Source organism: Bacteroides sp. CACC 737 (assembly GCF_013874375.1).
Taxonomy (GTDB): domain Bacteria; phylum Bacteroidota; class Bacteroidia; order Bacteroidales; family Bacteroidaceae; genus Bacteroides; species Bacteroides uniformis.
On the sequence record NZ_CP059408.1, the window covers coordinates 4,267,120 to 4,279,646 of the forward strand.

At 41.4% G+C, this 12,527-nt stretch carries 8 protein-coding genes and 1 pseudogene; 8 read left to right on the top strand and 1 reads right to left on the bottom strand.

Features of this window, described 5'->3' with window-relative positions; translation table 11 throughout:
• The first annotated feature begins 19 nt into the window (after positions 1 to 19).
• From H1A11_RS19800 to H1A11_RS17695, 4 genes are all read left to right on the top strand, one after another.
• The gene (locus tag H1A11_RS19800; protein WP_181757534.1) at positions 20 to 2,626 is read left to right on the top strand and encodes a BACON domain-containing protein; all 2,607 of its coding nucleotides are present in this window, start codon (positions 20 to 22) and stop codon (positions 2,624 to 2,626) included.
• Between the two features lie 125 nt (positions 2,627 to 2,751).
• Positions 2,752 to 3,156, top strand: a complete 405-nt coding sequence (locus H1A11_RS17690) for a hypothetical protein (protein ID WP_227187394.1) — start codon at positions 2,752 to 2,754, stop codon at positions 3,154 to 3,156.
• Positions 3,095 to 3,331: a hypothetical protein gene (locus tag H1A11_RS19325; RefSeq protein ID WP_227187393.1), complete on the top strand. Its 237-nt coding sequence runs from the start codon at positions 3,095 to 3,097 to the stop codon at positions 3,329 to 3,331. The genes H1A11_RS17690 and H1A11_RS19325 overlap by 62 nt, the downstream gene beginning before the upstream one ends.
• A gap of 117 nt (positions 3,332 to 3,448) precedes the next feature.
• On the top strand, positions 3,449 to 3,925 hold the full coding sequence (locus H1A11_RS17695) for a hypothetical protein (protein ID WP_181757535.1): 477 nt from the start codon (positions 3,449 to 3,451) through the stop codon (positions 3,923 to 3,925).
• Positions 3,926 to 4,116: 191 nt separating this feature from the next.
• On the opposite strand, the pseudogene H1A11_RS17700 reads toward H1A11_RS17695, so the two are convergent.
• A pseudogene (locus H1A11_RS17700) lies at positions 4,117 to 4,353 on the bottom strand (integrase); the annotation flags it as partial.
• A gap of 331 nt (positions 4,354 to 4,684) precedes the next feature.
• Here H1A11_RS17700 and H1A11_RS17705 point away from each other — a divergent pair.
• From H1A11_RS17705 to H1A11_RS17720, 4 genes are all read left to right on the top strand, one after another.
• Positions 4,685 to 7,840, top strand: coding sequence for a TonB-dependent receptor (locus H1A11_RS17705; RefSeq protein WP_181757536.1), 3,156 nt, complete (start codon positions 4,685 to 4,687; stop codon positions 7,838 to 7,840).
• 55 nt (positions 7,841 to 7,895) lie between these two features.
• Complete coding sequence (locus H1A11_RS17710; protein WP_181757537.1) at positions 7,896 to 9,857, top strand: RagB/SusD family nutrient uptake outer membrane protein; 1,962 nt, start codon at positions 7,896 to 7,898, stop codon at positions 9,855 to 9,857.
• A gap of 84 nt (positions 9,858 to 9,941) precedes the next feature.
• On the top strand, positions 9,942 to 11,303 hold the full coding sequence (locus H1A11_RS17715) for a BT_3987 domain-containing protein (RefSeq protein WP_181757538.1): 1,362 nt from the start codon (positions 9,942 to 9,944) through the stop codon (positions 11,301 to 11,303).
• Positions 11,304 to 11,459: 156 nt separating this feature from the next.
• Entirely contained in the window at positions 11,460 to 12,521 is a 1,062-nt protein-coding gene (locus H1A11_RS17720) for a family 43 glycosylhydrolase (RefSeq protein ID WP_181757539.1), read from the top strand.
• Positions 12,522 to 12,527: the final 6 nt, after the last annotated feature.

Here is a 12,527-nt window from a genome sequence, read left to right on the forward strand (position 1 = left end):
AACAAGAACAAATAATAAAATGGCACAATATTTCAGAATAGCAACAAAGGACTTCTGCAACACACTCAAACCCGGCTCTTTCACGGGAGATACGATGATGTGTCCTACAAGAAGTCAGATTGAATCGGCCGGGTTGCATATAAAGAAAGGTTATACCTATGCGGCCGACCAGCTTGTTCCCGAAGACCATATCGAGCGTCTTGACTGGGAATACACTTTCTCCGTGACTCCTACGACAGTTACCATATCTGCGGCGGGAGGTTCACGGAAATTCACAGTGACCTCGTATAAGAGACAGTACAGTTACAGTAATGCGGGAAACCGTATCTATGTGGAGGGGTCACAGACAGATGTGGCTTATACCTCCAGTAACAATCAAACGGCAGGTTCTGGAATATGGACCGCCGCGAATGATACTATCAGTTATGGAGCAAATACCGGATCAACACAACCAAGTGGTACTATCACATGGACCCAATCCGAATCTTTTGGTTCTGATCCTAAGAAAACAGCTACTGCAACTCACAAACAAAATGCAGACTCTATAAAACCGAATGGGGATGGTTATAGCAATCCAAGAATCAAATCTTTCAACTATCCTACAGTTATCCCGGCCGCCGGAGGTAATTCGACGCCTAGTTACTCCTATGAACAGACTGTATATTGGGTATCAGGAAAAACTACTACACTTACATCTGGCGGAACTCCAACATTTAATAGAACTTCAGGAACAGCAACTGTAAACTCTTCAAGTGGTTTGGCTAATACTAGTTCTAAAGGCACAACTCAATCCGGACAAACTACTGTAGCTGTTGTTTCATTAACTATCACGATGAATGGTAAATCTAGTTCAGCAAGTAGTGCTAATGTTTATCAGGCAGAAAATAAAATTGAAAGTACATCTTGGAATTCTTGGAATGTCTCTGTTAGTGCTGATAGAACAAATTTCCCCAGGGAAGGTGGTACTACAACAGTAAGGGCAAGTGCATCAAGATCCGGTACACATACTTGGAGTTCGGGTTCGACATCTTCAGCAAGTGATTCTGGAACTCCTTCACTAAGTCTATCTAATACTTCTGGATTCTCATTATCTTCAAGTTCTGGAACTTCTGTAACATTAACAGTATCAGTCAACAATGGTGCAGAAAGAAGTACTAGAATTACAGCATCTTATGGAGGATCTAGTGATTGGGTTGAAATTGATCAGGAAGTAGGTGTTCTTAGTCAAAGTGATACTCAGACAGTTTATAGCATTTCTACAACTCCTACATCATTGAATTGGGGTTATGACAGTACATCCGAAAAGTCTTTCTCAGTAACGTCAAGAGCTCAGGATCAAATAAGATATAGATATTCATATGATGGAGGTAATAGCTGGGGAGATTGGGGAAATTGGCAGAATAACGGAAGTTCATATTCTACATCCTATAATTCATCAATAACTTCAGGAAGCTCTTATTTCTCTATCTCAGGTAATACAGTGACTCCTAAAGGAAGCAACACAACATTCAGTACAAATACTGGTACTGTTACAGTTTCCAATGCCGGAGATACAGCTTACGTCTCATTAAGTCAGGATGGTGCACCGGCTGATTATGATTACAGAATCTCAATTTCTCCAAGTTCTTATAATTTCTCATCCAGTGCAGGTTCCCACGATTTTACCGTAACTGTTGAACAAAGGTCCAAACCAGTAACATCTTCTTCTTGGGGTCCTTGGAGTACTATAGGAAATAATTACAGTTCTTCCATTAGTGGAGCAGGATTTTCCAGATCACAAAGTGGAGATACAGTCACTGTCAATGTAACTTCCAATACAAGCACTACATCCGAAAGAAGCGGAACCCTGACAGTTACCTGTGACTATACTTCTGATCTTACCGGAACAAAACCATCAGCATCCGCCAGTTTAACTCAAGATAAGTATGTAAATATAACTACAAAAACAGAATATCAGTATGAATTTTCCGTAAGTCCTACCTCATTGAGTTTCAGCGCAGATGGTGGAACGAAGTCTGTAACAGTTACTTCCAGAAGACGACCAATTACATTAACTTATACTAATGGAAATCTAACTAATGAAAGTGCAGGTTCCTGGTCTACTTGGTCAAGTTATTCCGGAAGAATAAGTAGTGGAGCAGGATTTTCTGTTTCAGGAACTTCTGTAACAGCAGGTGCAAATAGCAGTACGTCAAGTCGAGAGGGTAATTTGGAATTGACTCAAACACAGACATCTGATTATAGTGGCTCTACTAGTAGTTATAAGTCAGATTCCTCCAGTTTAAACGTCCCCTTGGATCAGATGGGTGCAGATATCAAGTCCGTCAACTTCATACATCTGAGTTACAGCTGGCAAAGCAGGGATGGTGCCTATGACATTTACAGCGTATATGCCTCCGCCAGTTATAAAGTCACCTCCACTGTCATCGTGGAATGCAGGCTCAACTACGGTTCCTCCCTCGGGGCGGGTGCGGAGAACTACGCTTTCACGATATCCTCCGGAAGCACGACATCGTCAGCCCGGAAGTGCTATACCTTCACCGGGGATTATCCGGGAGTCATGCCGGGAACCGGCAGTGTCAGACCTTCAGAGGATGAAACCTACCGCTACTCCTTCCTGGAGTAGACTCTGTAGGAATCCGGCAGCAATACCGTCTCCTGATGTCGGGTAATAGCGGAGACGATGGCTGAACAATGGGGAGGTAAAATTATAGCAGCGTAGATAATAACAACAAACACAATGGGTTAACTATGAAAAGTACAATATATACCACTATCGGAGCGTCCAACCACCCTGATACAACAAGGGAAGAATATGATTTTTATGCTACATACCCCGAAGCCATAGACAGGTTATTCGAGGTTGAGAAGTTTCCTGATACCATATGGGAGCCGGCTTGTGGGATGGGGCACCTGTCTAAAAGGATGATGGAACTTGGCAAGAAGGTTTATTCCACTGACCTGATAAACCGGGATTATGGTACCGGTGGCGTTGATTTCCTGAAAGCCACCGAAAACCCTTATGGAGCTGTCATTACCAACCCTCCTTATAAGATAGCCCTGGAATTTATAGAGAAAGCCCTGGATATATCGGATGAAGGAACCAAAGACAGCCATGTTCCTGAAGCTGACATTCCTGGAGGGAAAAAGACGTAAGCCGTTCTTCCGGGACAATCCCCCACTGAAAGTCCACGTCTTTTCCTCCCGTGCCGTTATAGCCAAAGGTGGAGATTTTACAGTAGCCCAGGCAAACGGGAATGCTATCGCCTATGCCTGGTTTGTCTGGGAAAAAGGTTATAAGGGAGAGACTGTAGTGGATTGGATCAACTGAAATACGGCGTAGGGAAACGATATATTCCGGAACTGGCAAATATAACGGTTTTATGACGGAATGGTGTGTTCCCGCTGGATAATATAAACTTATTAATTCATTAAATAACAGGATTCTATGAAAAAGAAAAGTGTGAATACTACCCAACAATTGGGTAAGAAAATATTTATAGCAGGCAAAGTGTATGACCTGCAAGCAATGGACAAGGATACGGTTGAGGCGTCAGTTCAGGAGTATCTGGACAATGTGATCGGTAAGGACAGGGTCAGGTTCGAGCTGTGCACAATTGGAAATATGACTGCCATGTTCTTCCACCGTGGATTTGACTACAGTGCCTATGATGCTGACCCGGTGAAGGATATCATGGATGCCGATGCCTTCATGATGACCGCCCACGAATATGACGGTTTTGAGATGCCCCGGCCTTTTCCTGCACTTCCAGTCCCTGGTTTCGGCTATCCCTACCGGATAAAGCAGACCGATTTTCTGGACGCATACCGGAAGAGTGCCAAGATTCTCGGGGCAAGCAGGATAAGGAATACATGGCTGGATATAAGTCCCCGGTCCATTGTGCTGAGGGTGCAGGTTGGATAAATGCCGGATGTAAAAAAAGGACATAAAAACGGATAATACAACGAGGGTGAAATTGGGTGTTAGCCCTAATTAATATTAGAGTTTTTTCTTATAATTAAAGGAAGTCGCTGTACAGAAGTATGGCGACTCCTTTTGTTTTTTGCAGAGGAGCCGGATAGTGTTAACTAAATCTTTTTTGCTATTTATATACCAATCTTTTCGTTGACGATGGTATTATTCTCGTTGTCCAGCTCAGTCAACCGACAACTGATATACGCCTCCTGTTTCTTTACATTCCACTGGTCCGGATATACCCTTACACCCGTGGAAAGTTTTATCTGCTTGTTCCTGACGCGGGTCACAAAATAAATGTTCGTCGGCTTTTCGGACTTGGGTTTTCTCAGGTTAAAATTGCATCCGATCTCGTTGATGAAAAACTGTGCATTTATAAAGCGTTTTGGGGGATTCGTCCTTTTTGATATTCTTTAATCCAGTCCTTTTAAAGTACAAAATGATGAATCAAATTAATATATAGTTCTTTGAAAATATACCAAAACAAATCTTTTTGCTTCTAAATAATACAAGAATTCTTTCAAAAAATGTTTTATTACTGTCAGGAATACGCTTATGATAGTTTTTTGATAGGATTCTAACTTGTTTTGGCAAAAAAAAATCAATCTATAATAAATCTCCTTCCTATATTTACTTCAAATTTCGTTCAAGTTCTTCTAGACTTGAGAAATTAAAAAATAACTGTTAACTTAAAATTTATGCTAATGTATGAAATGTAGATTTATTCAAAAAAGCTTATTGGCATTATCCATACTTCCGTTTCCGCTAACGGGAGTTTATGCCACAGCAGATGGGTATGATATCGCTTTTTTATCCAATGAAGAGAAGTTTGTAATAGATTCGGTGAAACGTTCCCTGCAAGGAAATGTTGTGGATGCAAGTGATAATACGCCGTTAATAGGCGCTACGATTAAGGTAAAAGGTACTCAATATGGAGGCGTCACAGATGTAGACGGAAATTTTTCTATCTCTATTCCCAACTCTTATTGTACACTTGAGATCAGCTATATAGGATATAAAACTCAAGAAATATATATCACGGATCAGGGGATTGTCAATATAAGACTGATGCCTGATAATGAAGTGTTGAGTGAAGTGATAATAGTGGGTGCCGGCACCCAGAAAAAAGTGTCAGTAACTGGAGCCATAACCGCAGTAAAAGGTGCCTCACTAAAAGTTCCCAGTTCTTCATTAACCAATAATTTAGCAGGCCAATTGGCAGGTGTGATAGCTACAACCGGCAGTGGTGAACCAGGTAGTGCATCTTCGTTCTACATCCGTGGTATCAGTACTTTCGGCGGCCGTACCACTCCACTGATTCTGTTAGATGGTGTAGAGATTTCATCAGGTGATTTAAATAATATCCCCCCAGAAACCATTGAGAGCTTCTCCATCCTAAAAGATGCTTCGGCAACGGCCATTTATGGTACACGTGGAGCCAATGGTGTGATGCTGATCACTACAAAAGCTGGAATGGAAAACACAAAAGCCAAAATCAATGTGACATATGAACATTCTTTCCTAAAACCGACCAAAATGGTGAAGTATGCGGATGGCACTACCTATATGAAACTCTACAATGAGGCCCAATTGAGCCGCAACCCAAATGAAACACCATCTTATTCGGATGACAAAATCAATTATACAGCAAGTGGTATCAATCCATATGTTTACCCTGACATAGATTGGCAGGATTTGATGTTCAATAAAATGTCACAAAATCAGCGTGCCAATATTAACATCCAAGGCGGTGGATCACGAGTTACCTATTATATCAGTTTGCAGGCTAACCACGATAACGGAATTCTAAATGTACCGCAGAATTATTCGATGAATAACAATTACAATCGATGGATGTACACATTTCAAAATAATATTGACTATAAGGTAACCTCTACTACAACATTGGGATTGAGAATGAATGCACAGATAACCAACTCCAAATCACCCAATACAAGTTCAGCAGATATTTTCGGTTCACTCTATTTAAACAATCCGGTACAGTTCCCGGCCTACTATCCTACAGATGACAAATCCCGTATCTATTTCGGTAGCGGGTTTTTACAAGGACAGGATTTATATCCTAATCCTTATGCTAATATGCTCAACTCGTTCAAGGAAGACAATCAGAATATGATGCACGTCACTTTGAATCTTGAACAACAGTTGGACTTCATTACCGAAGGACTCTCTCTGACGGGACTGGTGAACTTTAAGAATTGGTCAAAAAGTTACTACACACGTTCCATGTCTCCTTATTATTATCAGGTAGTGGACGGAAGCTGGTCACCAGACAATCCAGACTACTATGAGTTGCAACGTTTAAAAGAAGGTTCGGACTATCTTAACGAATCGGGTATTTCGAAAGAGAGTGACCAGACATTCTATTTTGATACACGCCTGAACTACAGTCGTACATTTGGTAAACATGGAGTGACCGGTATGTTGATGTACATGATGCGTGAGTTCCGAAATAATGTGTTGCCTAACCGCAATCAAACATTTTCCGGCCGTTTCACCTACGATTATGACCATAAGTATTTGGTTGAGTTCAACTTTGGTTACAACGGTACTGAACGTATGGCTAAAGGTGAACGTTTTGAGTTCTTTCCGGCCGTTTCATTGGGATGGGTTATTAGCGGTGAGAAGTTTTGGGAGCCGATACGAAAATATCTGAACCATTTTAAAGTGAGGGCTTCCTATGGCTTGGTAGGTAGCGATGAAACTGGATTGGCTAGTGGCGCCCCACACTTCCTCTACAAATATGACATTGACCTATCCGGAGGATGGGGATTCAAATCCGGCACGAATAACTCCAATAGCCAAAGTTACACAGGATTACGCATAAAAGATTATCCCATAACCAATGCTTCGTGGGAACGCTCCAAACAGTTTGATATTGGTGTGGATATGCAATTTTTCAATCAAGTGGACGTGATCTTCGATTATTATAAGTATAAAAGAGACCGCATTTTGCTGAACCGTGCGTCTTTCCCACGGATTCTGGGTTATGAAGTAGCCACTCCGTGGGCCAACATGGGGCGCGTGGATAATGAAGGTGTGGAGCTGAGTGTGAACTGGAGAAAACAGCTTAACCGCGATTTGGCAGTAGACCTCCGTGTCAACTATACATATTCAAAGAATAAGTACGTATATAAGGACGAACCAGACTATCCTTATGTATGGCAAACAGAAACCGGAAAACCGTTGGACTGTGTACGAGGCTATATTGCCGAAGGGCTGTTTGTAGATCAAGCCGACATTGACTCACATGCTGTCCAAAACAACTTTGGTAGCGACGTGATGCCTGGAGACATCAAGTACCGTGATGTAAACGGTGACGGTAAAATTAGCGAGGAAGATAAAGTGGTCTTGTCTCCTTATGGCTGGCCCCCCCGTATCCAGTATGGCCTTGGAGTCAGTGTGATGTGGAAGAAGTTTGATGCCAATATTTTCTTCAATGGTTCGGCCAAAAGAAGTATCCGTCTTATGGATGGTGGAGATAGGATTTACCCGTTCGTACAAACACAACATCATGGACGTACAAACCTGATGCAGTGGATTGCCGACAGTCACTGGACAGCTGATGGAGACAATACTAATGTTGTATGGCCACGTATGGGTATCTCGCAAGCGCAAATAGCTAATAACTTACAGCCCAGTAGTTGGTGGATGAGGAACGGCAATTTCTTGCGCTTTAAAACGCTGGAAATAGGTTATCGGCCAATTTCGTATTGCCGTATTTATTTTAGCGGAGACAACCTGGCCGTATGGTCACCTTTCAAGTACTGGGATCCTGAACTGGACTACAACATGTATCCGTTAAGCAGAACCTTCAACATTGGCGTACAACTGAACTTCTAAAACTTGAGTCATGGAAAAACAATTAAGAACAAAACAGAATCAACCGATATTTAATATGAAACTGAATAGATTTAAATCTAAAATGTATGTAGCCATTGCTTCCGCTCTCCTGATGCCCGTAATAGTTTCGTGTAGCTATTTGGATGTATCTCCAGCGGAAACAGTAGATAAAGATGACATGCTCGTGACACAAGTAGATGCCTTGAAGTATCTGTATAGCTGCTATGGTCCTATACAATATGATAATTTAATAAGGGTTTTTCGCCCGTTCAACTTGCGGCAGGGAAGTGATGAATTTGTTGCATTGGCCCCTCAAAACACAGATTGGCAGCGCTATCAGTGGGATCAACCTTCAGGTGCCAACACCTATTACGGGGCCTTTATAAATTATTATGACGCTATCGGCTATTGTAACCAATTCATTCGAGATTTGAGTGAGGCGGAAATAGTTGAGCTAAATCCATCCGATGCCGCACAGTATATTGCTGAAGCTAAATTTCTCAAGGCTTATTTTCATTACAAAGCTATGGAAGAATATGGCCCTATTCCCATTATGGATGTGATGTTGCCAATGGACATTTCAAAAGAAGATTTGCCTGGACGTTCACATATTGATTATTGTGCCAAGTATATTGCGGACTTGTGCGACGAAGCTTATGCCAACTTACCGATTGCCCACAGTAATCCACAATATTATGGACGTGCAACAAAAGCAATGGCTAAGTTCTTGAAAGCAAGGGCCTATTGGCTGACTGCTTCACCACTTTATAACGGAGAGTTCCCACATCCGACATGGAGCAACGAAGAGTATGAAACTCCGGGCTATGGAACAGAGCTGGTAAGTCGTACTTATGACGCTCAAAAATGGGAAACAGCACGAGTAGCATGTTTGGAGGCTATACGTGAAGCTGATGCTGCCGGACATAAACTGTATGATTTGGAAGCTTCAGAGGCTCGGCGTCTTGCTGATAATATCCCATTGCCGCAAATACCTGGTCTGGATACCACTACTCCAGAAGGTGAAGAGTTTGCCAAACGAGTGATGTTGATGCGCTATGTGCCAGTGGCAGGTCCCAATGAAGGGAGTTCTGAGTTTATCTGGGGAATGTTAGATATTGCTCCCGATGTGGATAATGCTTCCATGCCACACTATGTTATCACTGATCAAAATGGTATCTTGCGCGGGGGATGGGGATGGATAAGCCCTACGCTCTATACTGTAGAGCACTTTCTCACGGCCAATGGGAAAGTGCCTTCCGAAGATGAGAACTTTCCTTCTGAAGAAAACTGGTTTAAGTCTGCCGGACTCAATAATCCGGACATTGTCAATCTCTATGTAAACCGCGAGCCCCGTTTTTATGCCTATATTGGTTTTGATGGCGATGAATATTCTCCGGTTATCAAAAACGGTGCTCCGCTTATTTTGGATATGAAAAACAGTCAAGAGAATGGTTACAATCCGAATTTTGGGGCTAACAATCAGTCGCAGACGGGATTTTTAAACAAGAAAATGGTACATCCCAATGCACGTTATACAGGTATTGATGGCAACAACAATCTGGCGCTGGGATATGATCATCCCTTCCCTTTATTTCGTGTGGCCGACTTGTATTTGATGTATGCTGAGTGCTGTGCCCGGCAGAACAACCATTTGGATGAAGGATTAAGCTACCTGAATAAAGTACATACCCGTGCGGGTCTGAAGGCTTTCTGTGAAAGTGAAATGAGTGGAAATGGACAGTTGCTGGAAGCCGTACGCAACGAGATCTTCTCCGAATTCTATTTTGAAGCTCGTCGCCAATTAGAAATTCGCCGCAACGTAGAGGGGGACAAATATATGAGCAAAAGCCATTATCGCAAGTTGAACTGTATGGTAACTAATCCTACGTTTGAAGAATTCAACCAAATTGAAGTTATCGACCAGCCATTCAAGTGGAACGACCGCATGTACTTATATCCGGTTGTTAATTCTGAAGTCTACGCTAATCCACAACTGGTACAAGCTCCTTACTATTAATAAATCAAAGAATGGATAGGAAGTATGGTAATCCTTTCTAACTTGATTTGCCCAATAAAATGTAATTAATATTATAAAAAGACTATGAAGAAAGTTGTAAAAATAACATTGATTTTGCCCTTCTTGCTGTCGGCTTGCAATGACAATATAGACATACAAGATTGGTTTCCTACTGAATATCATAAAATTCTTTACATACAGGAAAGTGGAGAACAAGAGGTTACACTTTACAATACAGGTGAAGATAATGTTTATACATTTACAGTATGCAAGGCTGGCAGTGACCCATCACTTGAGGCTCATGTCCGTATTGATGTAATGTCACAAAGTGATGTTGATGTAAAATATTCCAATAATCAAGGGGTTCCTTATAAAATCATTCCATCTGAAACATTTACTTATGAACCATCTGAACTGACATTTGCTTCCTCTGATATTTCTAAAAAAGTTACTGTCGCAATCAATCCGGAGAAACTAAAAGAGATAATGGAACTCCCTTCCGAAGTAAATACTCGCTGGCTCCTTCCGCTTGTTGCTGTAAGTGAGAACGATTCGATCAACATTGATAAAAGAGACTATACTTTACTGATAAACGATGTTATGACATTGCTGGCTGGCTTTAAAAAAACTGGAACGCAAATCATCAATCATGATTATACATCTGGCACATTTGTCACTTCAGTACCTTTTGGCTTATTGGAAGTAACCAACAAGTGGGACATCAATGCCACCATTAAAGTGGATAAAAATTACGTAAAGGAATATAATAACAACAACAACACAAACTACCAGATACCTGCCGATGGTTCATATAGTATTGATGAAAACGTGACTTTGTCTTCGAATATGCAGAATGTTTCTATAAACATTTCTATTTCTGATTTTGGAAATCGAAAATCCGGCTGTTTTATGCTTCCTATCCGTATTGCCAATATTTCGAGGTTTGAGCTATCCGCTGAGGCAAATCTCTATGCTCCAATAGTAAGGCTACTGGGCAAACGGCTTGACCGTTCGGGATGGACTGCCGAAGCTTGTTCTGAAGAAATGACGGGTGAAGGTACGACTGGTCGCATCATGGATGTGCTGGATGGTAACCACGATAATTTCTGGCATACGAGCTGGCAAAGCGGTCCATTCTGTAATCATCCGAATGAAAGCCATTATGCTGTTTTCGATACAAAAAGCGAACATATGTTTACACAAGTCGGAATCATTCAACGGAATAATAGCGATTGGGGACTGTGTGTGCAAAATTATGAAGTATTCATCAGTTCAGACAAAAAAAATTGGGTATCAGCAGGTAGATGTTTTGCAGAACGTAGTACCGACGAATTAATTGCAGATATTACACCGATGAAGGGACGGTACGTGAAGTTGTGCTTTCTAGACTCCAGACGTTCTGACGGACAGATAAATCTTTCCGAGGTCTATTTCTATGGTGAATAATGTCATTGCAGAAAGATGTGGCAAAGCCGATTGCTTTGCTATCTGGTCAGTTTATCATGGTTTTGTCACATCATTACGGATTTTGTCTGTGTAATGAACATTTTCAGGTTGGTCAAAAAGTACCCAATTTTACTTTTAATACTTGTTTTTAAAATTATGAAATCAGAAATCAATCAAATTATCTTGATGCTACTAGTATCCCTATGTGGGATATCCTGTAAAAGTCACAATTTATCTTCAAAAGAAGAACAAAGCGAAATAAAGGAAGAACGTTATTGGAACCCCATTATTAATATTTCTGTTCCCGATCCTACAGCCATTCGTGCAGTTGATGGAACTTTCTATCTGTATGGAACGGAAGATACACGTAATATACCTATATATCATTCCCAAGATATGGTGAACTGGAAGTTCGTCGGTACCGCTTTCACGGATATTACTCGCCCTCAATTTCCTGCGCAAGTTTCTGCCTCAGAGGCCAGCCTTTGGGCACCAGAAATTCGTTATATTAAAGGGAAATATGTTCTATTCTATTCGTTGGCACGGTGGGGGGAACATTGGGTTAGTACAGTTGGATATGCCTTGTCTGACAAGCCAGAAGGACCTTTTGTTCCCAAAGGTTATGTATTGACCAGCAAAGAAATGGGAGTAGAAAATTCTATTGATCAATTCTATTATGAAGAGGATGGCAAACATTATATGTTATGGGGAAGTTTCTTCGGTCTATATATCGTAGAATTGAGTGTGGCAGATGATATGACTATCACGGCAAAGAAAGAAACCATGAAACTTATTGCTGGTAATGCCTATGAAGGTGTTAATGTATGGAAACGGGACGGGTACTATTATCTGTTTGCTTCTATTGGCTCTTGCTGTGAAGGAATCAAGAGTACATATCAAACGGTGGTGGGGCGTTCGAAAAGTCTATTCGGTCCTTATCAAAATAAGGCTGGAGAACAAATGCTAAACAATCGGCATGAAGTGGTACTTCGAAGTAGTGTGGATAATGTTTTTAAAGGTACTGGGCATAATTCTATATTGCTGGAAGACGATGCCGGGCAGACATGGATGATTTATCATGCTTATTATAAACCTTGGGCTACTGGGGACAATGGCCGAAGTGTCAGCATGGACATGGTAAAATGGGTGGACGAATGGCCTTATGTCAATGATGGTACTCCATCTGTTAGTGCCAAGGCTCCAATAGTTGATAAATAAAGATAA

Bases quoted from the DNA above. Each gene is read 5' to 3' on its own strand.
- H1A11_RS19800 (WP_181757534.1), top strand. From the start codon at position 20: ATGGCACAATATTTCAGAATAGCAACAAAGGACTTCTGCAACACACTC.
- H1A11_RS17690 (WP_227187394.1), top strand. From the start codon at position 2,752: ATGAAAAGTACAATATATACCACTATCGGAGCGTCCAACCACCCTGAT.
- H1A11_RS19325 (WP_227187393.1), top strand. From the start codon at position 3,095: ATGAAGGAACCAAAGACAGCCATGTTCCTGAAGCTGACATTCCTGGAG.
- H1A11_RS17695 (WP_181757535.1), top strand. From the start codon at position 3,449: ATGAAAAAGAAAAGTGTGAATACTACCCAACAATTGGGTAAGAAAATA.
- H1A11_RS17705 (WP_181757536.1), top strand. From the start codon at position 4,685: ATGAAATGTAGATTTATTCAAAAAAGCTTATTGGCATTATCCATACTT.
- H1A11_RS17710 (WP_181757537.1), top strand. From the start codon at position 7,896: ATGAAACTGAATAGATTTAAATCTAAAATGTATGTAGCCATTGCTTCC.
- H1A11_RS17715 (WP_181757538.1), top strand. From the start codon at position 9,942: ATGAAGAAAGTTGTAAAAATAACATTGATTTTGCCCTTCTTGCTGTCG.
- H1A11_RS17720 (WP_181757539.1), top strand. From the start codon at position 11,460: ATGAAATCAGAAATCAATCAAATTATCTTGATGCTACTAGTATCCCTA.